We start from the raw sequence: 20,519 nt of genomic DNA, 5'->3' as shown, positions 1-20,519 counted from the left end.
TTTTCTATTTTATTTGTAATCTCTTGTTTTTTATTGTTTTGAACTAGTTTTTTAGTTTTTATTCTGCAAATTAATTAAAACTTATTTTTTTGTTTTCGTTTACAATTAAAAGTAGGTAGATGTTTTTTTTATTGCCCAATGCAGGATCCTCTATATACCAACAAGCTTATTACAGAGAAGTCTCCATACCTTCTTTCCTATGCTCATACACCAGTAAACTGGTACCCGTGGGGCAAAGAAGCTTTTGATCAGGCTCGGGTAGAAGATAAACCCATATTTTTATCCATAGGAGGAACAAGTTCCAGGTGGTGTCGCGTGATGCTGCAGGAGAGCTATCAGGACCCTGAGGTTGCAGACTTTATGAACCAACATTTTGTGAATGTGAAGGTTGATAAGGAAGAGATGCCTCATGTGGCTGAGCTCTACTTTGAGTTGACCAGGATGCTCGCTGTTTCTGCAGATTTATTGGAGGCTCCCTCATGGCCCCTCAATGTTTTTCTATCACCAGATTTAGTTCCATTCTTTTCTGTTAATTATCTTTCCCGGGAAGAAAAGTTTGGTTTCCCTTCATTTCTACACGTACTGAGAAGAATTCATGAGTCATGGGAGGAAAAAAGTGATCGCGATATTATGGTGAACCAGGGTCATAAGGTTGTAGAGGTTGTGTCTTTTGTTGAGAACTGTCGACGAAAAGAATCTCTCGATCAAGAAGTCTTTAAAGATATTGTCACTCACATTTACGAGGAAATAGATCCTTGTTACGGAGGCATAAAAGTCTTTCCAAAGAAACTTTGTGGAATTTTAGGTAAATTTCTCTTACGCCATGGAAAGGATAGGAATGAAAATCGTAGTTTATTTATTGTAGACAGGTCTTTGGAAATGATGGCATTAGGGGGTATCCATGACCATATAGGTCACGGCTTCTTTTCGTATACCATCGATGATAAGTGGTTGATTCCCAACTTTGAAAAACGTTTGATAGATAATTTATTTATGGCCCAACTGTATTTGGAAGCGGGGGCCCTTTTTGGGCGTGTAGAGTTTTCTGATACTGGGGAAGAAGTGTTAGCCTACATCAATGAGAGTCTTCGTATTCCTGAGGGTGGATTTCAGACTGCGGAGGACGGTGGGTCTTTGGGGAGCAAGGAGGGCAACTATTATACTTGGTCTAGTGAAGAAATACGGCAAGCGCTGAAAGAAGATGCAGATATTTTCTGCGAATGTTACGGAATTTGTCGGGAAGGTTTTTGTAATGGACGAAATGTCCCTCATATTCCAGTACACTTAGACATGGGTAGTGTGGCTATCAAATATCGTCTTTCTGAGGAGGAGCTGCAAGATAAATTGACTACTTTAAAAGCCATTCTCAAAGGCGAGCGTTCAAAGAGGGGGAGTCCTCTGAAGGATGATCTCATCCTTGCTTGTGGTAACGGATTGGCGATCAGTACGTTTGTCCAGGCAGGTCTTTTATTGAACAAAAGCGAATATATTTCCATAGGAGAGCAGTGTGGAAACTTTCTGCTCTCTTCCATGTGGAAGCCCCCTGTGTTATGTCGTCGCTGGAGGGAGGGGGATGCCAAGTACAACGGAGGATTAGAAGATTACGGAGCCGTCCTATTAGGAGCTTTGGCTCTTTTTCAAGCAGGGCGTGGTATTAAGTGGCTGCATTTCGCAAAGTCTATGACGGATGAATTATTTACTTCGTTTAGATCTGATGCAGGGTGCTTTTATACTACGGACGGTAGGGATAAGGATGTTATCCTGAAACAGGCCTCTTTTGCAGACAAGGAAGATATTTCTGGTAATGCTTTGGTAGCAGAGTCTTTGATGACGTTATTTGCTCTAACGGGACGTAAAGAGTATTTTGACTGTGTAGAAGAGATTTTGCAGACGGTACAATCTTATTGGAGGGCTAGTAAATTTTCTACTTTCAGTCACATGATTATTGCGGAGAGTTACTATTTCAATAATAGTAAGAAGTTTGTTGTTAGTGTGGGCAAGGATAGAGGAGACGTAGAAAAGATTTTAGCTTGCTTTGAAGGGATCTTTCTTCCTGACAAAGTGCTGATATGGTTGTTTGAGGAGGAGAAGGGGGAGATGACAACTTTTCTTCCTGAGCAAGAGAGAGCCTTACTGAACTTTGCTGATAAATCTATTATCCGAGTTATGGAAAAAGATCGGTCTCATGTTTTCACAGATTTCCGAAAATTTAGAGAGTATCTAATAAGTCAGAACTAACTCTCTGTTGTTACTAGTGTTCAACTTCCGTCAGTGCATCATTTTTTTTTCTTTCTCCCTCTCAGTCATTTTTTTTTTCATTAGTACTTTCACTTCCACTGTCGTTTTGTATTTTTCCCATCTTGTTATTTGCTTATTGTAAATATATCCGCTGTATTTAATCCGTTCTGATCACGTTTTTGAGTGGGGGTGGTCTTTTATCTTATCTCCTTCATTGTTATTTGTGAAGATCTGCTGTGGAGGAATCTGTATCTAGATTTGCAGGTACCCTTTTTAGGTTTGTCGAGAGAAATAGATGGAATATAATTTTTTTTATTTCGTGTGGTTGCTCTTGAAGTGTAGAAGTTGAGATTTCCAACTGATGAGTGGTATATGGTACGGGGTGAGAGGTTGCGAGATATTGCTTCAGGATGTATAACTCTATGTCTTGGGATGCGCCCTCACCGTTGGCCGGTCGCTCCTGCTTTTCCTAAGGCTTTTGGTCAAAGGCCGTCCGTCTGTACGATGGGTTGGTGTGTTGGCTTGTTTGTTTTATCAGAGCAAGGACATAGCGAAAAGAGAAATCCGAGAAGAGGGGAGCGGGATTGTTGACAATTGCGGTGTCGAGCTTGTACTTCTACAGGCTCTTTGGTGGGGCTTGGGTTGCTGCCTGGTATATCGGGTAATCGTAGAGGACGTCTTGCGTAGTGTTGTCAGCTTCCAAGCGCATTTGTTTCAGACTTGGTTTGAGCACTATTACGCGACTTTGCTCTTCAAGAGGATGCTGGTGTTTTTGGAGGACAAGGGAAAGTCCCCATAGCGTGGATGTAGTTTAGTCGGAGAAATTATTATGAAAAAGAAATATGGCCAATGGGTGTTTATGGGAGCTCTAGGAGCTTCTCTGAGCCTTTCGAACCTGTCTTCGGCTTCTTCCGAACTTGTAGAAGGAGGAGGGTACAACGGCGGTATTGGCACACCCTCTTCATGGAATCCTACAGATTTGATAGTCCATGATCGAGTGATTATGAAAGTTAATGAAGAGCGAGTGCTGACAGTTTTGGATGTGATCCACAAGCTTAACGTTATTTTTTACTCCGCGTACCCGAATCTTGCGGATTCTTTACCCGCGCGCTCTCAATTTTACGAAAAGATGTGGCCTTCTGTTTTGGAACTAGCTGTTGATGAGTTTCTGATGTGCGAAGACGCACATGCAAAAAAAATTCATGTAGACAGAACCATGGTAAAAGAAGAGATTGAAGAGATGTTTGGGGGAGATTTGACACCCTTTGCTATTCATTTTGATATGACTCCTGAGCATGTATTTTCTGTTGTGCATAGGAGTTTAGTCTCTCAGAGGATGGTGTCTATGATGATTCGTTCTAAGGCGTTGCTGCAAGTAACGCCTTCTATGGTAAGAGACTATTATCTAAAATTAGCTGAAGAGGCTGCTAATACTCTAGTGTGGAAATATCGTGTTCTGACTGTTAAGGCGGCTAACGAGTCTCAAGCAGAAAAGATTGCCCAGAAAGTAGTAGACCGCATCAATGAGACGCGATCGATCGATAAAGAACGTTTATCAGCATTAGTGCTTTCTCAAGGGGGGCGGCTGACGTTGTCTGAAGAGTTTTCTCGAAGTAGCAAGGAGCTTTCTGCTGCGCATGAAAAGATTTTAGTAGCTGTCCCTGAAGGCGCTATTTGTGGAGCCCCCGTTCCCCACCGTGATGGTGCTTGCAAAGTATTCGCCAAGCTTGATGTTTCGGCGGCAAAGATCGCTCCTATCAGCGAGTTAGAGAACGGTATAAAATCCACGCTCGTGCGCGAAAAGTATTTGTGCATAGAAAAGAACTATAAGGATAAACTACGTGGTCGCTATGGCTATGATCCTAAAGAGATAGCGAAATTATTTAATGCTGAGGCTTCGTCGTTGTTCTCCCTTCTGTAAGAGCGGAGGGAGTAGTCTTTGGTATGGAGGTTTGTCAGCAGTGTTTCAATAAACCGTACTAAAGACACTTTTATGGCATACAGAACTTCTTTTGAACGATTGAAAAAATTTTTTGCAGAAACGGGGGGAGCACCGAAGAAGGGCTTCTCTCAGAATTTTTTGATCGATGCGAATATTGTTAACAAGATAGTAGAAGTGGCAAAGGTTCAGCAGGGGGATAGTGTTCTGGAAATAGGCCCAGGGTTTGGAGCTTTGACCGAAAAGTTACTTCTTGCTGGCGCCTGCGTGACGGCTGTTGAGAAGGATCGGCTTTTTCACGATGAGTTAGCAAGTCTACCCATAACACTTTATCTCGAAGATGCTATGAAATTTGATTTTTCTTGCATCGATACCTCTCAAAGAAAAGCTAAAGTGGTTGCCAATTTGCCCTATCACCTCACAACACCACTTCTGGTAAAATTGTTCCTAGAAGGCTTTGACAAATGGTCTTCAATTACGGTGACGGTTCAATACGAGGTAGCCAAAAGAATGGCTTCAAAAGTTGGCCACGCGGATTACGGTTCTTTGACATTGTTCCTTAACTTTTTTTCTCATGTGCGTAGTTTATTTAAAATTTCGTCTTCTTGTTTTTATCCCAAACCTTCTGTGGATTCGGCAACTATTCATTTAGAAATGAAAGAGAAATTGCCCATAGAGTCTGTTGAAAATCGCAACCTATTTTTTATCATGACACGAGCTGCTTTTGGTCAAAGAAGGAAGTTTTTATCGAATTCTTTGTCTGCAGTGTACGACAAACAAAAGGTTATAGCGACTTTAGAAGACATGGGGCTATCTAGCAAAACCCGACCAGAGAATCTTTCTTTGGAAGAATATTTAACGCTTTTTGAAATGCTTAAGAAATAGAGCAACGTCCTTTCTTTGCATTGCTTGTTTATTTTCTCTTTGTCCGTACCTAGCGCAGACTTTCCATCCAGTGCAACTTAGAACGTAAAGTGACAAAGTAATCGTAAGCAGGGGATTTCAAGAATGTCAGCCTCTCAGGAGATAGTCTGCAGATCAAAGAGTGTTTAGGGTAGAGGATTTGCTCATCTTGACCGTCGAAGAGGACAGAAGCTCCTTCAGGTCCATCTTCAAGGATAATTTCTATGCTTTTTCGTGGGCAAATGATCATTGGTCTGCTGGAAGGAGCATGAGAGCATATAGGTGACAATACGCAAGCTTGGACACCAGGGCACACGAGGGGACCTCCTGCGGCTAAAGAGTATCCTGTAGATCCGTTAGGAGTAGCTATTACTAGTCCATCTGCGGAGAAAGTGTTTAGAAGAACGCCATCAATTAACACTTTGTAGTCTGTAAGTCTGGGAAAAGCCCCACGATGAATAACAATGTCATTAAGACATATCTGAGGAGTGGATAAGCTTTCTGCTGACAGTGTTCCCTCTAAGAGTTCTTTGTGCACAGAGCTTCCTTTGCCTTGCAAGATGGCTTCAAGTTTATCGGCATCCTGCACAGTGAGATCGGACATAAACCCGAGTCGACCTATATGCACTCCTATGATAGGCAAAGAAAGAGCTAGAGCCAATTTTTTAGCGCGTAGGACAGTACCGTCTCCACCTATTGACAAAATGCTTTCAAAAGGGTGAATTGCAGAGTCCCACGACTCGTAAGAAGGGATCCTTAGTAGCGCAGAACACTCAGGAATGGTAACGACTTTTTTGTTGTTTTTGGCCAGTAACGCCAGTATTTCTTCTGATGCCCGAGCAAAAGAAGGATTGCGAGGGTTCCCGAAAACAATAACAGTCATGATGCAGAAGTAATGCGGTATTTAACATACGGTGAGCTGTGGCGTAGGCGGAATCCGAACGTTGTCATGACTTTAGTAAACATAGTGTCCACATCCATACCAATACTTTTGTACATAACGTCCGCGCTATCGTGATTAAGAAATTGGTCAGGAACTCCAAAGCTCAATACTTGGCTTTTACCAAAACCAAAAGATATTAAAAAGTCATTTATTTCGGATGCCAGTCCTCCTTTCAAGGCATGTTCTTCAATAGTGACAATTTTAGAGTGAGTCATTAGCAGTATGCCGAGCGTGTGAGTGTCCAAAGGCTTGACAAAGATAGGATCCATAACAGTGGGCGAGATCCCTTGCTCTAATAACTTGGCTCTTAGTTGTAAAGCCATTTTGTAGGTGTGTCCTAGGGCGATGATAAGGACATCTTCCCCCTGGTGTAAGATCTCCGCTGAACCGGGATTTCTTAAGACAGGTATCTGGTCAGAAGTTTCTGTCGCCACTTTGGGGTAGCGAATAGCTGTAGGACAATTCCAGTCCATTGCAGAGAAGAGGAGATCTCTGAGGATGTTCCCATTGCGTGGTTGTGCCACGATCATATCTGGCATAGTGCGCAAGAAAGAAAGGTCGTAGATACCATGGTGGGAACGTCCGTCTTCAAAGGCTAGTCCGGCTCTATCGATGGCAAAGATTACGGGTATTTTTTGCATACAGACGTCATGGAAGAGATTGTCAAGGGCTCGAAGGAGGAAAGTAGAGTAGATGGAACAGATTACCTTGCCTTGTTTGAGTTTTGCCATACCTCCAGAGAACGCAACGGCGTGTCCTTCGGCAATTCCTACATCGTAGAAATTATGGGGGAAAGTCTTCTTGAAATCTTCCAAACAAGACCCTAAAGACATTGCTGGGGTGACGATTGATAATGAGGGGTGTATAGTTGCCAATTCGCAAACGGTTCTACCAAAAATTTGGGGGAAGCTTTCGCTTTTTTTAGTAACTACAACAACTTCTCGGCAATCTTCAGATTGGAGATGACTTTTCTTTTTCCCAAAGTTAGGAGAAACTCCATGATAGGCAGCGGGATTTTCCTGGGCATCGTCAAGCCCTTTGCCCTTAGTGGTGACGGCATGGATGATTACGGGGAAGGGTTGGTTTTTGACAGCTTCTAAAAGAGCGACAAGCTTAGTGATGTTATGACCGTCGACGGGTCCCACGTAGGATAGTCCGAACTGCTCAAAGAAGGGCGCTGAACAGAAGAGATTTTTCACGGAGATAGAAACTCGACGGCCTCTTTTTTCCAGCTCACACCCACATCGAGGAATCTTGCGTAGCCACTTCCCTAGCTTGTCACGTAGTTTGCCAGCTGTGGGATGGTTAAGGAGCTTGCTCAGGATTCTTGCTGTAGAGCCTACATTCTCAGAGATGGACATTTTATTGTCATTGAGAATGATAATAAAATTTTCCAAATTATCTGGGATATTATTGAGGGCTTCCATAGTTAGCCCGCAAGAAAGGGAGGCGTCGCCAATGAAGCACAGAACATGGTTCCCTGTCTGTTGTTGCTTTTCTGTTTCTGCTAACCCTAAGGCGAGGGAGAGGGCATTACCTGCATGTCCTGTGTAAAAAAGGTCATGAGGAGATTCTTCGGGATTGGAAAAACCACTAAGGCCTTCACTTTTGCGGATGCTGCAGAAGCGCTGGTCATTGCGCCCAGTAATGAGTTTGTGTGTGTAACATTGATGGCCTACGTCGAAGACAAATTTATCTTCGGGTGAGTTGAAAACATAGTGCATAGCTAGGCTAAGTTCCACACATCCCAAGTTGGAAGACAAATGACCTCCGGTCTTCGAAAGTACAGAGATAATTTTATGACGGATCTCATCGGCAAGAAGAGGTAAATCATTGGGAGAAAGCTGGCGTAGATGTTCTGGAGATTGGACGACGTCCAGAAATTTAGCAGTCTCTGTCATGATAGATATTCCTCGTAAGCAAAATCCTTGAAAATAGGGTTGTTGTCAGTATCTTTGAGGGGATAACCTTTGTCGTCGGTCACTACTACCTTATACTCTTGGTGCGTTTGTTTGAGAGTTTGAAGGGCAGGATTCAAAATGGCAAAAGCCTCTTCGTAGATGGAGAGCATTTCGTCAAAACTCTGAGCGGACTCTAATTTTTTTTGCAAAAGTCTTAGTGAGTCTTGAATGGAACTCACCGCACTCGTGGACTCAGAGAAAGGAGTGCTGTTGACAGAGTCTTTATCAATGATATCAATAAGAGAAGGACGATCCATAGTAAGACGAAATGACTATACAGATTCTCCAGCAAGCTCGCGCTCTTTTGCGCGCTCGTCTGCTAGGAAGCGGATACGTTTTTCGACCTCATTGATGCGTCGCTCGCACAGGCGCATCAACGTATCTGCTTCCTCGTATAGTTTTAATGAAGCATCTAACGATGTGGATGGAGCATTCATCAGATCTACAATTTCTTCCAACCGGCGCATAGCCTCTTCGAAATCTATGGATTGTTCTTGCATAATGCCTACGCTGTACATGATTTTCTGAAAGAGAGTCCTCGTGAAGACCTCGCGTTTTTTCGCGCGCACACCAAAGCCTCCTAAAAGGTTTGAGCAAACCCCCACAACCCTTAGGATGAGCCTTTGAAAATATTCTCTTTTCGGTAATGGATCGCTCGCAACCTTACTGGGGACTCCTTTGATCGGTAACAACCAAAGTTTTTTCTCCGTCATGGAGCACAGCTCTCACCGCAAGTCCAGGACGAAGCGTCTTAGCGGAGATGATAGCGGAATCTTCATTAAAATCAAACAGCATCGAATATCCTCGATGGAGGACGTTCTTAGGATTTAAAGCCTTTAAGCTTTCCAAACAGACCTCCTTTCGGGTTTTTAATCGGTTAAGTTTTTCATTTATAACAACAGTGATTTGGTCATGAATTTTTTCTATGCGACGACGATCGTTGTCAAAAATATGCTGAATAGCCCCGTACAGAGCCGAAGAAATTTTTTGTATCCGGAGAAAAATTTCGTTGGTTTTTGCCAAATGGTAGGATAGTGACTGGGAAAGGCTTCTACTGTGGCGTTGCTTTTGTAAGCATAAAAAAGAAAGTTTGTCAGAGATAACCTTATTCAGTTGCGGATCCAAAAGGTTCAGACGCGCTTTTGAGGCAGTAATAGATTGTGTGGGTAACGCAGTATGCAACAGTGATAATCGAGATTGGTAAAAACGAATTCTGTTGGAGAGAGGAACTCTTAGAGAACGCTGAATGCTTTGAAGCTTTGCGCTAGCTTCTCGACAGCGTTCGGAGGAGGAGCGTAGCAAAGACATTGAAGCAAAATCTAACCTTTGGTGAGCTTCACGGTAAAAGTCTGCATGATCCAGCATTTTCTCCCAGTGTAGAAGAGTGTTGCGATGAGAGGACAAAAAGTTTTTCGAATGACTCAGCAAGTGGCTACGAAACCCCTGAAGCCATTGCTCTAAACTTTCGCTGCTCTTACATACAATCTCTGCTGCTGCCGAAGGGGTAGGGGCACGTACATCAGCAGCCATGTCACACAAGGTGAAATCTATTTCATGGCCTACGGCGGAAATTATCGGTAGGACGCTGTCATAAACAGCTTTGACAACAATCTCCTCATTGAAGGTCTGCAAGTCTTCAAAGCTACCTCCCCCACGAGCAACGATAAGTACATCAGGGAGAGCTATCTCATTAAATTGTTGAATGGCTGTAGCTACTTCTTTAGCAGCACCATCTCCTTGGACTTTAACAGGATATAAAATAAGCTGGAAGTCTCTGCAACGTCGCCTCAACACGTTGATAATATCTTGAATTACCGCTCCTGTGGGACTAGTGATCACTCCAATTGTTCTAACTTTATGCGGGAGAGGTTTTTTATGTTTACTATCAAAGTACCCTAATGCTGCTAATTTCTTTTTTGTTGCCTCAAAGCGTAGGATGAGATCTCCAAGGCCTGAAGATACTACGGCACTAGCTATGATTTGGTAGGAACCTCTGGGAGCGTATATAGCTAATTTCCCATAGACGACTACAGCATCTCCATTTTTTAGCATAGGCCCAGAGTATTTAGATCTGAAGTTAAAAAAGGCTCCGTTTAGTAGGGAGTTAGCATCTTTAACAGAAAAGTACAAGTGACCACTGGACTGCAAGGTGACGTTGGCGAGTTCTCCTTTGACTGCGAGAAAGGCAAAGTTTTGTTGTAGCAAATTTTTTAATTGCTCTGTTAGAGAACTCACAGTGATGGGTTCGGGAAACATGAAAAAATCTCCGCATCTTCGTGTTTTAGAGCTCTAGATACTAGAGTTTTAAGCATAAGTAGTTGTTATAGAGTTGCATCGATAGGCGCTAAAGCTCTTTTTAAGAGAGAACTTTGCAGCACAGCACATTTTATACATAGCCCCTTTTTTATTGGGATAATAAGTGGATGCTAATCAAAACTCTTTGTTTTTTTTAACTGATTGTATGCGATTTTATCATGAGGTTTTTGAGAATTCTTTCCGTAAGGAGAGTTTTTCTTTGCAAATCCGATAAAATACAGTTAATATATCCCCCTCTTTTAAGACGCGAAGGGTCAGCAAACACGGGGCTGTATTCTGGCGGACTGGTGCCCGTGCTGCTTCTCAGAGTCCTCTGGGGTTCCCTGAATCCTCTATAGGCCGGAAGATGTTGTGGTCCTAGCGGATTGTTTCCTCCTTATGTTCTGGAGAAATTGTGTAAAGTGCGTTATTCTAAAAAATTATTGACAGGTAACCGTTTCTCCGGCGAAGGGAAGTAAACATGGGAGGGAGTTGTTTATGACAAGAAGGCGTTATGTGTTCGGGAATTGGAAAATGCACCGAACAAAACTTGAAGCTGTGGAGTTTGTAAAAGCTATCATACCATTGCTATCTCCCATATCTCTGAGGGAAAGGGACGCCGTAGGTATCGCTCCAGCCTTTACTTCCATAGAGGCTATGAAGGTTTTAGAGGATAATCTTCCTTTTAGATTTCTTCCCGGAGCTCAAAATGTATTCTGGGAAAATCAAGGAGCCTTCACAGGCGAAATTTCCATAGAGATGGTTAAGGAAGCCGGGGCGCGCTTCGTTTTGGTCGGACACTCAGAAAGACGTATGTTCTTCGCCGAAACAGACGAGGTAATCGCTAAAAAATTGTCAGCAGTTAGAACCGCAGGGTTGTTGCCAGTTTTTTGTGTAGGGGAAAGTCTTTCAGAGAAAGAGCAAGGCAAGACGGAAGAAGTTTTGCGTTCCCAGCTTTTGGGGGGATTAGCGTCATTTCCCGATATAGATGAAATCGTTATTGCTTACGAACCCGTCTGGGCTATAGGAAGTGGAAAAGCAGCCAGTGCCAAGGATGTGCTGGGAGCTCATGCGTGTTGTCGTCAGGTGATCGCAGAGAAATTTTCTCCTAAGGCTGCAGAGAAAGTTTCCATCTTGTATGGAGGGTCTGTTAAGCCCGACAATGTTAATGAGTTGGCCAATGTTGACGGTGTTGATGGGTTTCTTGTCGGTGGAGCTTCTCTATCAGCAAGCTCTTTTGCCGATATCATTGTGAGATTTTATCAGGAGGTCTAAACGGATGGTTGTTTTATTTTACGCTGCACTTTTTGTTTTTTTAACGTTATCGGCAATTTTGTGTGGGCTCGTTTTGGTTCAGGAAAGCAAAAGTATGGGATTGGGATCTTCCTTCGGTGTAGACTCGGGAGACTCTGTTTTTGGAGTATCAACCCCCGATGTGTTAAAAAAAGCTACGGGATGGTTTGCGGGGATTTTCTGTGTTTGCTGCTTGCTTCTTTCCGTATGGACTGGAGCTTTAGGGCGTCAGCAAGGAAAGAACTTTGCCGACAGACAGGCAGCAGAAGTAGAACAGATGGTGGAAGAAGATGATTAGGGAAATCACCTACTACGGAAACCCCTTGCTACGCAGGAAGGCTGATCCTATAGCTAAGATTACAGATGAGGTCAAGGCGCTATACTGCGACATGTGTGAGACCATGGAAGCTCTTAAAGGAGTGGGGCTTGCTGCTCCTCAGGTAGGAGAGAGCTTGCGCATGTTCGTGATGTGCGTTGAGAAAGAAACCGAAGAAGGGGAACTTGTATTTTTGAAAACACCTAAAGTCTTTATCAATCCCGTCCTTTCTGAACCATCGAAGGAAAAGGTCTCTGGTAGAGAAGGGTGTTTGTCCATACCTGGTCTTCGAGGAGATGTGGTGCGCCCTGATGCCATCACTGTAGAAGCTATGGATCTCGACGGTGTCGTCTTCAAAGAAAGATACCAGGGGTTTTTAGCGCGTATTATCATGCATGAGAATGACCATCTTAACGGCGTGCTATACGTCGATAGAATGGTGGACAAGGATCTTTTGAAGCTTAAAAAGGGACTTGAGAGGATCAAAAGGAAATATAATAGCGAGGGTTTTGTGGCCCTTTCTGAAAAAACAGCGTAGATTCTGTTTACGCTTTCCATATGCTGCGCAAGCAGGAATTTTCTCGGTTTTTCTTTAGGAAGGTTTTCTGGAGATGGTCGGGTTCTCTAATGGGGGTACAAGGTCAGATTCTGAGGTTGCGCAGGAAGTTCTCTAGACTGTTTCTATAGGAAGACTTTCCTCTCCCGCTGTTTTTGGGGAAATAATTTTTCTTTTTTAGAATGCTTTAATTTTCATTTTTTTTTTTTTTTTTTTTTTGTTAGGATTCTTCCCTTTTAATTCTAACTACAGTGAGTTTCTCTTGATCAATAATTTTGGAGAAAAAAGAGAAGAAGTTTCTAATCATACCTCTTTGGAGAGGGCTCATCTATTAGATCATCATAGTAAAGAAAAGACATTGCAAAGAAGGTTAAGTGCGCTAGAGACGGTTAGAAAAGTAGCTCTTTCTATCATAGTTGTCTGTGGGGTTGCCTTTATTGCTGGGTTGATGGTAGCCAGCGTAGGGGTCTCCCTGCTAGGGGTTGGTGCTTTTTCCGTAATGTTGAGTGAATTCTTTTTAGAGACTGTGGTTGCTGGTATTGCTGGAATAATTTTTCTGTTGTTGGCTGGTGTGACATTTTGTGGTGCAACATTATGTGAGTCGAAATGGAAAGGGTCCTTAAGGGAATTGGTTGTTAAACAAGAAAAAGCAGAAGTTCCTCCAGAAGAAGATCAAATCATGTTGTCTATGGAATCTATTGAGGGTCAGAAAGTTGTGTCAGATCTTTCTTCGCGTGAAGAAGCAGAAGTTTGCATTCCTGATCTTCCTGATCTGAAAGTAGCAGAGGAGCCATCATCCAAGTTAGAAGATTTGAAACAGGAAGAAGATTCCTTAGCAACCTCCTTTTCTTATCTGAAGCACGCAGCATGTTGGGATGGTGTTGAGGAAAAAGAAAGACCGTTTTGCTCCAACCCCTTAAGTATTGCCAAAGCGATAGCTAGGGATCAAAAGGTTTGGCTTTCTTTGGTTAAGACGGAGAGTTTTTATATAAGAGATGTGAGTAAAGCAGTAAGTCATAGATGTGTTAGGGAAATGGCGTATGTTTTCTTAGGTTTTTTGTCATTGTCCGATCTCCAAGATATCAATGCCATGGAAGGATCTATGATGGGGAGGGGTGATGAGGAGTATAATAAGTTGTATGCAAAATGCATAAAAAAATACCCGCAATTGGTAGCTGCTGAGGTGGCGTACTTCATGTGGATAAAGGCAGCTTACCCTTATCTTGCGTATGCTTCGGAGGCAGTCTTTAGAGATAGTAAAAAATATAAGAGAGAGATGTTTATTCGTCTACATACTTTCTTAGGCGAATTTAGTTCTAAAAAAGAAGAGAAGGTGCGTCCCTGGTTAGAGAGGTTTGTTGGCTGGGGCCCTGCTTGTTTGGCCTCTTTTCAATTAAGTTATGGGGCAGAGCAGTCTTTAGAAGTTTATGAAGATAAGTGGGAATGGGATCTTTTTTGTAGAAAGATTCCTGAATTTTGTCGGCTGTCGATGCTTCGTAAGGACGCCTGTGGGGAATGGACTTGTTTTATAGAATTCATGCGTAAGGGGAATCAGAGCAGTTGGTTAACCCAGGAAGAGTTTGCTTTTGAGATTGCCAAAGAGGAAGATAACTTCTTTGATGCTGCTAGGCCTTTATGGAATATGCAGGAATTGGTGGACAAAGATGCTGAGTTAGGGGCCAAGATTGAGGAAGGTTTATCTTTGTTATCGGAGTCGGGGTACTTAGGGGATTGGTCTGTGGAGGAAATGCAGGATTTTGAAAGAACTCTCCTGGGGTTACGCAAAAAAAGTCATTGAAATTTCTACGAAAGTAGGCTTTGTTGTTTAAGCCAGTAGCAGTATCCATTTTATTCTGTATCATTTCTTGTAACTGATTGTTTTTGATAAAAGTATCTTTATTTTAGAATCTTTGGATCGTTTTTGTTTTTTTAGGAGCGGTTCATTGAACGTCTCTGTTTGCACAAATAAGTATTCAAGATTACAAGAGGAAGCAGCCGGTGAGACCATCAGAGACAGAGAGAGAGTTCAGCGTATATCCGACTGTGCAAAAACTTTTCTTTTAAGTCTTCTTTTATACCTAGGAGTAATCTTCTTATCAGCGCTATTGCAGGGAGGAGTAGAAATCTTTCTGAGTAGTTTTGTTATAGGAATAATTGCTGCTACGTTGTTGAGCATAATTACTTCTGGATGGATTTTTTCTAGCACGCAATTTTTCTGTTTTTGTAGGGAAGAGAGGAGTTTTTTATCTCGTGAAGGGGCTTTAAAATGTCTTTTGAAGGTGAATTCAGAAAAGTCTCTCTCAGCAAAAGCAAAGATATGTTCAAAAGTGATTTTACAAGGAGGCTTTGTCAAAGCAAATATAAGGGCAGAAGTAACTTATCTTTCTGATACTGCAAAATTGCAGTTAGCGTTTCCTCTATTTGCTTTGGAAAATTTAGATGAGGGTGAGATTAAAGCTCCTTGCTATGAGGATCTTGAAGGAAGGATGCTTAGGGGTCGTTGTGATGTAAGTTCCAAAGAAACGGTAGGTTTGTCCAGATTTCAGTTCAGTCAACTTTTCTCAAGTAGGTTCAGTACTGAATTGGTGGGGGTGCTTTTTGGTGTCTTTTCTAGAGAAGAGATTTCTCGGTTACAGAAGTTTGCTTCGGAAACAGGGACCAACGTTGTCGACGATGAAAGTTCGCAGCTATATGCTGAGATGATCATGCATTCTCCGAAGATTGTAGCTGCTGAAGCCATATTTTTGAATTGGTTGAAAAGGATTTATCCTTACTTAGTTTTAAGTAGTAATTTTAACGATTATCGCCGTGCTTTTTTGTTTGTCTTTTTCAAGTTTAAATACACTCCTTTGGGAGGAGCATGGAAAAGTTTGGAGAGATTTTCTGGAATTATTCCTTCTTGTTTAGCGATTTTTCGGAAGGATGGGGAGTTGAGGTATTATTCTTCGGATTGTCCATTAGGAGATATGACATGGGCTGATTTCTGTCAGCAAGTTATGAAATACTCTGAAAAGGCATGTTCGTATAGAGGTTTTATGGGTAATTGGCGAGGTTTTCAAGATTTTATGGAAAAAGGAGATAGAATTTTTCCCGAGGACGATTTTTGCCATCTTCTATACGAAGAAAACGAAAGGAATTTTATAGAATCTCCTTACGCTTTATGGGATATGAAAAATTTATATGCAAAGAATCCCACGCTAAGACGAAAAGTTGAGGAGGGGTTGGAGGTGTTGAAGGAGATAGAATGTCTTGGCGGGGATATTCAGGAATTGATAAGACTGGAGCACACGGTTCTAGATTTTGATTGAATCGTGGCGGAAAGTTGTTGGGGATTGACTTGTGTATGTGAATAACCTTTGAAATTCTTTACTAATTCCAAGGATTGATACGGTTCTTGCTGCCTTTAGGTGCTTGATCGAGCTTTAGGAAAAAATAACATCGAGTGTCAGCTTCTCGGTGTTCATATACGGAGTACAGCTGCCAGTGTTCAAAGATTTTCGTTCCAAGGATAGCCTGGTATTCCAAGTAGTCGGGGGAATTTTTACGTAACCATCCGCCACGTAGGGAGAATTTAAGGTTCCAGCATGGATGAGGGCGGATAAAAACTTTTGCTAGGAAAGTATTTCTCTGATCGGAGAGGGGAGATTTAAGTAGTTCTTCCTCACTTCGGGATACATCGAGGATATAATTATCCTTGCTACATTTTTTCCAAGAGTACTTGCTCCTGTGGAAAAATTCTGTAGATAAGGCATAGTTTTCCGATGGTGTCCACTGCCAGGTAACGTTAAAGTGGTCCCAGCATTGTTTTTTTACAATCCATTCAGAATCGAATCTTATTTTTGAGTATCTTCCTGTGGGCAGTGATAGCTTACCTTCAATTTTAGGAAACATAGGACGTCCTGGGCAGTTGTTCAGTATAGCGAGAATACGTAGGGAGCCATTAATCGCAGGAACTAAGGAATTTTTTTTAGGAATCAGAGTTGTAGATAATCCGCTAGAGAGTAAAGCTATTGAGTGAAAAGCATCAGCAACGGAAAAGATATCGTGATTTTTATTAAGAGAAATGGGTTTGCCCCACCCTGAAAGAGTAATAAAGGGTTCCACGATGTGTTTAAAGGATAAGAAATTTTTGGCTGCTGTGAGACGGTAGTCGACTTCCATAGATCCGCCACCGAAGTATTTTTTTTCTTGAGGGGCTTTATTATTTTTGCTGCAGCAGGTGATGGATGTTTCTACCTTGGGAGTGATGATACCGTAGTGTACAGGAAAGGCTGCGTAGGTCGTCGTTTGTAAGTTGGTTTTAAAAGCAGAGAAGCCTTTGGCATTGGGGATATTGTCACTGAAGGAGAAAGAAGAGTATCCGGTCTCTAGTATGCCTTCGATAAACCATGGAGTATGGAATATTCTCATAGGTTTCTGTTTAACAAAGAGGAGAGGAAGTTCTTTGTTGACGCTAAGGAAGTTGTTAGCTTTAAAGTTTGTTCGTACAAAACCTGTGAGGAGGGGAGTATCCCAGGAGTAGGAAGCTTCAGTAGGTCCAGTATTTTTCAAATCAAAATCTTTGGGGAAAATATCGGAGACAGTTTCCCAGCTGTCGGCGATATGGCAAGAGCCCTTAAAAATTCCTGAAGCTTTAGTAAAAGAGAAGTCACCATTGACACGGTATCGGTCGTGGGCTTCAGCCATGTCGATAGCTATGCGGTGAGCATAGTAGCTTTTAATATCCACAAAATCTGTGGAGAGGGTGTCTTTGGGACGGTAACGGAGGTTACAGCCTACACCCACTCCGTGTTTAAAGAAACTGTCGAGAAAAAATGTCGAAGCAATATCCTTATGATTAATAGGAGAGTAGCTGATGCCGAGGTATGACCCGAGGAATCCTCCTGTACCGCCACGAAAATTTATTGGTGGCTTGGGGATCTCTAGGGGCATAAATGAAAAAGTAGGAAAAGCTAGCAGGGGTATCCCTTTGATTTTGAAAGTAGTAGGCCCTACTGAAAGCACATTTTCAGAATTAAACTCTATTTGGTCTCCGGAGAGAACAACATCTTTTTGGGGCCCTTCCGAGGTAGAAATGTATCCCTTACTGATGAGGAGGGCGTCTGGAGTTAAGGTAATGGTGGATCCTCCGACGAACCAAGGATATAAGGCAAATTTTCCGTTTGTTAAAAGGCAAATATCGGTAGTTTCATCATATTCAAAATAATCACAGGTAAGAGTTTTTGCCTTGTAGGTAACCATGACGTTACCGTGAGCCACTAATTTACAATTCTCTGTATCTGACTGTTTGATATAGATTCTGTTAGCTTGTATACGTAGATCCTTACGAACGCTGATAGCGCCATCTTCTATATCAAGAGTTCCTGAAAGTCCTTGGAAGTGTCGCAGGTAATGATTTTTTCTGTTTACAGTAGGCGTAGGGGAAAAGGTATGTATGAGAGATCCTTTGCTATCCTCAATGAAAACAGGTTGTATGGGGCTATTCTCTCGGCTGATGCGAGAAGAGTTTGCTTTATAATCTTCCTCTTGAGAAGGAATTTTTGGTTTAGAAGCCTCTTTAGGAGAGCCACTAGTGGGGCTTTGTGGAACGTCTGCTAATAGAGAATGAAAGGGTAGAGAGGTAACACAGACGGCGGCGACATAAGAGCTTATTTTAAAGGGTGTTTTAAAAAAATGACTCTTCATGAAGAAGGAGGACATATACAAACTTTGAACCAAAAACAGTTATTCCGAAATCTTCGCCAGTAATCCCGCAAGGAAGGGAAGATTTTTTCCATTTCCGTCTGTCATTAACTGGATAAGCAACAAGATATCCTCTTTATTTTTTGCTACAACCAGAGCTTCTAGTATTTCTAATAAGATTTTTGTTTTCAACTCTGGAATCACCTCGTATTTCAGGCATGTAGAAGAAGCCCTATTACATATTTCCTCGCTATCTTTAAGTACCAAAGCTTCGTCGGCAGTATTTTTAAGCCATGACCGCAAACGATCTTTTATGGAAGGATCACCAGAGAGGCGATGTAGGTGCAGATCAGCATAAGCTCGTATTAGAGGCTTTCCTGGGGTCTGGGAGGCCTTTTCTAAGACCTCTAGGACAGCAGAATCTTTCTTTTGCGAGAGAAGAGCTAGAGCATGGAGAGCGAGGGCTTCTTTGCATTCATTACTATGGGCAAGAAGGTTTTGTGTGATGGAGAGGTAGCACTCTTTGGATAAAAGAAAGGCAGCATCGAGGAGGGCATGCTCGGGGGTTAAGGAGGATCCAGAATTGGTTTTGGTCCCTAGTCGAGAAGGATAAGCGTGTGTCCAATGCAAAGCCGACAAGCTTTTTCCTGGGGAATATGAGATCAGTAATCGTCTACCAAATGTAGGACAGGAGAAGAAATTTTGTAGATAAGTGGATACAAGTTCGGATTGGGAGCGTATTTTTGCCAATACAAAAGCTGCATTGATGCGTAAATCTTCATCAGGGGATACAGGAATACCAGATCGCTGATAAGGGATTGTAGTAGACGTGTTGTAGAATAAGGGAAGGAGAAGTTCTTCTGCACTTTTCACAGATAAGTAAGAGCATGCGGCTACAGCGAAAGGATTTCCTGATCGCACCTCTCGTCGAAGGACAGGAAGTGCGTCTTCTTCCTTACCAATTTTAGCTGCGGCTACGGCGGCTATAATGGATTCCGTGGAGGAGAGGGAAAGCGACCTTTTGATGAAAGGATAACTGGCGGAATCTCTGAGGTTACCTAAAGCAAAGAGGAGGGCTTCACGTTCTATAGGTAGCACGGCTCCTCCGGAAAGACTTCGTAAGGAAGAAAGGAACTTCCCCTTACTATGCTCTCCTATGAGAGTGATTGTATACGCTCGTATTGCAGGGTTTGGGGAGGATAGAAATTCTCTAACGTAGGCGTCAGCTTCTTCAGTTTCTAGCATGATGAAAATTGCTGCTGTAAGAGCGCGTACTTCTGGAGGTATTTTGTTAAGGAAGGAGTACAGATGATCGACAACGGCGGGGTTTTTAAGTAGGGCTAGCTTGTAAGCGGCTTCTAATCGGATGACGGGGTAAGGGGAGCTCATTGCCTTGAAAAGAAGGTCTTCTATAGTAGATCCAAGATAGTTATGTAAAGATCCTATAGCCATCAGTTGCAGAAAAGGGTCTTCCGTTTCCATAGTTTTTTTTAGGATATCAAGGCCTTCAGAAGATCCTGATAGAGAGGCTCCCAAGATACTGCTTTTCTGTATATACGGATCATTAGAAAGAAATCCTTGATAGAGACAATCTTCACTAATTTTTCGTAAGACAGAGAAGTCGTGAGAACCTGTTTGTTGATATTGAAGGAGGTACTCTTTCAGGGCTTCTTGAGCACTTTTTTGAGCACTTAGAGCTAAGATTGTGATGCGAGATTTTGGGAGAAACTCTGCAGACAATGGAAGTGTAAGGAGGAAGCTAGCAATAAGCGTTAAATAGCGAAATCCCATAAATCTATACCAAAGTTTAGTAATACTTCCTGTAAAGCAGCGATAGGTAATCCTAAAACATTGGGATAGCTTCCTCGAATTTCTTTGACAAGAAGATTGCCACAATGGCGTATACTATAGGCACCACATTTATCGAGAACAGACTGAGTGGAGACATATTTCTGTAGTATTGCGTCAGAAACGTTATTGAAGGTAATCAATGTTTCGTCCGCTGTTGTTTCCACGTGGTTTCCTTGGATGATAGAGATCCCCGAGATTACTTTGTGTGTATCACCATTAAGTTTTCGGAGCATGGATAAAGCTTCTTCCAAATCTTTGGGTTTATTAAAAATAGTGTCTTTAAAGAAAACGATAGTATCGGCAGCTATGATGATTGCTTCGTGATCTTTGAGCTTCTCTTGCACGCATAAACCTTTTTTCATAGCAAGTGTGGTAGCATACTTGATAGGATCCCCTTGAAAAGTTATTGAGGATTCATCGAAGCAAGAATCCACTTGTAAGAAAGGAAGGGAAAAATTGCCGAGAAGCTCTTTCCTTCTTGGTGATGTAGATGCCAGAACAACCTGTGCATTCAAAGGTTTCTGCATAGCATATCCTTTAAG

17 protein-coding genes are annotated in these 20,519 nt (G+C 42.3%); 9 read left to right on the top strand and 8 right to left on the bottom strand.

Going from position 1 to position 20,519, the window contains the following annotated elements:
* The first annotated feature begins 138 nt into the window (after nt 1-138).
* The 4 genes from KJA62_RS03220 to rsmA all read left to right on the top strand — a co-directional run bounded on the left by KJA62_RS03220 (nt 139) and on the right by rsmA (nt 5,062).
* Nucleotides 139-2,238 carry a thioredoxin domain-containing protein gene (locus tag KJA62_RS03220; protein WP_213318587.1) on the top strand — a complete coding sequence of 700 codons (2,100 nt, stop codon included), beginning with the start codon at nt 139-141 and terminating at the stop codon, nt 2,236-2,238.
* A gap of 478 nt (nt 2,239-2,716) precedes the next feature.
* Complete coding sequence (locus KJA62_RS03215) at nt 2,717-3,037, top strand: hypothetical protein (protein ID WP_213318586.1); 321 nt, start codon at nt 2,717-2,719, stop codon at nt 3,035-3,037.
* Between the two features lie 30 nt (nt 3,038-3,067).
* Nucleotides 3,068-4,159 carry a hypothetical protein gene (locus KJA62_RS03210; RefSeq protein ID WP_213318585.1) on the top strand — a complete coding sequence of 364 codons (1,092 nt, stop codon included), beginning with the start codon at nt 3,068-3,070 and terminating at the stop codon, nt 4,157-4,159.
* Between the two features lie 72 nt (nt 4,160-4,231).
* The gene (rsmA, locus tag KJA62_RS03205; RefSeq protein ID WP_213318584.1) at nt 4,232-5,062 is read left to right on the top strand and encodes a 16S rRNA (adenine(1518)-N(6)/adenine(1519)-N(6))-dimethyltransferase RsmA; all 831 of its coding nucleotides are present in this window, start codon (nt 4,232-4,234) and stop codon (nt 5,060-5,062) included.
* 49 nt (nt 5,063-5,111) lie between these two features.
* On the opposite strand, the gene KJA62_RS03200 is transcribed toward rsmA, so the two are convergent.
* The 5 genes from KJA62_RS03200 to xseA form a co-directional block, all read right to left on the bottom strand.
* Nucleotides 5,112-5,963, bottom strand: a complete 852-nt coding sequence (locus KJA62_RS03200; protein WP_213318583.1) for an NAD(+)/NADH kinase — start codon at nt 5,961-5,963, stop codon at nt 5,112-5,114.
* The gene (locus KJA62_RS03195; protein ID WP_425513838.1) at nt 5,960-7,927 is read right to left on the bottom strand and encodes a 1-deoxy-D-xylulose-5-phosphate synthase; all 1,968 of its coding nucleotides are present in this window, start codon (nt 7,925-7,927) and stop codon (nt 5,960-5,962) included. The genes KJA62_RS03200 and KJA62_RS03195 overlap by 4 nt, the downstream gene beginning before the upstream one ends.
* The gene (locus KJA62_RS03190) at nt 7,921-8,241 is read right to left on the bottom strand and encodes a hypothetical protein (RefSeq protein ID WP_213318581.1); all 321 of its coding nucleotides are present in this window, start codon (nt 8,239-8,241) and stop codon (nt 7,921-7,923) included. The genes KJA62_RS03195 and KJA62_RS03190 overlap by 7 nt, the downstream gene beginning before the upstream one ends.
* Before the next feature lie 15 nt (nt 8,242-8,256).
* The gene (locus KJA62_RS03185; protein ID WP_213318957.1) at nt 8,257-8,484 is read right to left on the bottom strand and encodes an exodeoxyribonuclease VII small subunit; all 228 of its coding nucleotides are present in this window, start codon (nt 8,482-8,484) and stop codon (nt 8,257-8,259) included.
* Nucleotides 8,485-8,647: 163 nt separating this feature from the next.
* On the bottom strand, nt 8,648-10,240 hold the full coding sequence (gene xseA / locus KJA62_RS03180; RefSeq protein ID WP_213318580.1) for an exodeoxyribonuclease VII large subunit: 1,593 nt from the start codon (nt 10,238-10,240) through the stop codon (nt 8,648-8,650).
* A gap of 537 nt (nt 10,241-10,777) precedes the next feature.
* Between xseA and tpiA the strand changes: the two genes are divergently transcribed.
* The 5 genes from tpiA (at nt 10,778) to KJA62_RS03155 (ending at nt 15,752) form a co-directional block, all read left to right on the top strand.
* Nucleotides 10,778-11,554: a triose-phosphate isomerase gene (gene tpiA / locus KJA62_RS03175; protein ID WP_213318579.1), complete on the top strand. Its 777-nt coding sequence runs from the start codon at nt 10,778-10,780 to the stop codon at nt 11,552-11,554.
* A gap of 4 nt (nt 11,555-11,558) precedes the next feature.
* Nucleotides 11,559-11,870 carry a preprotein translocase subunit SecG gene (gene secG / locus KJA62_RS03170; protein ID WP_213318578.1) on the top strand — a complete coding sequence of 104 codons (312 nt, stop codon included), beginning with the start codon at nt 11,559-11,561 and terminating at the stop codon, nt 11,868-11,870.
* A complete protein-coding gene (def, locus tag KJA62_RS03165; RefSeq protein WP_213318577.1) occupies nt 11,863-12,426 on the top strand; it encodes a peptide deformylase in 564 nt (187 codons plus the stop codon). The genes secG and def overlap by 8 nt, the downstream gene beginning before the upstream one ends.
* Nucleotides 12,427-12,706: 280 nt before the next feature.
* Complete coding sequence (locus KJA62_RS03160; RefSeq protein ID WP_213318576.1) at nt 12,707-14,242, top strand: hypothetical protein; 1,536 nt, start codon at nt 12,707-12,709, stop codon at nt 14,240-14,242.
* Between the two features lie 145 nt (nt 14,243-14,387).
* Entirely contained in the window at nt 14,388-15,752 is a 1,365-nt protein-coding gene (locus tag KJA62_RS03155; RefSeq protein ID WP_213318575.1) for a hypothetical protein, read from the top strand.
* Between the two features lie 61 nt (nt 15,753-15,813).
* Here the strand turns inward: KJA62_RS03155 and KJA62_RS03150 are convergent, their stop codons facing one another.
* Genes KJA62_RS03150 through KJA62_RS03140 form a run of 3 tightly spaced genes read right to left on the bottom strand, consistent with a single transcriptional unit; the run spans nt 15,814 to nt 20,504 of the window.
* Nucleotides 15,814-18,129: a CT351 family outer membrane beta-barrel protein gene (locus tag KJA62_RS03150; RefSeq protein ID WP_246481891.1), complete on the bottom strand. Its 2,316-nt coding sequence runs from the start codon at nt 18,127-18,129 to the stop codon at nt 15,814-15,816.
* Between the two features lie 39 nt (nt 18,130-18,168).
* On the bottom strand, nt 18,169-19,917 hold the full coding sequence (locus KJA62_RS03145) for a HEAT repeat domain-containing protein (RefSeq protein WP_213318574.1): 1,749 nt from the start codon (nt 19,915-19,917) through the stop codon (nt 18,169-18,171).
* Complete coding sequence (locus tag KJA62_RS03140) at nt 19,899-20,504, bottom strand: Maf family nucleotide pyrophosphatase (RefSeq protein WP_213318573.1); 606 nt, start codon at nt 20,502-20,504, stop codon at nt 19,899-19,901. The genes KJA62_RS03145 and KJA62_RS03140 overlap by 19 nt, the downstream gene beginning before the upstream one ends.
* Nucleotides 20,505-20,519 lie beyond the last annotated feature (15 nt).

This window comes from Chlamydiifrater volucris (genome assembly GCF_902806995.1).
GTDB classification, from domain to species: Bacteria; Chlamydiota; Chlamydiia; order Chlamydiales; family Chlamydiaceae; genus Chlamydiifrater; species Chlamydiifrater volucris.
This window is presented reverse-complemented; position numbering and strand designations above follow the sequence as displayed.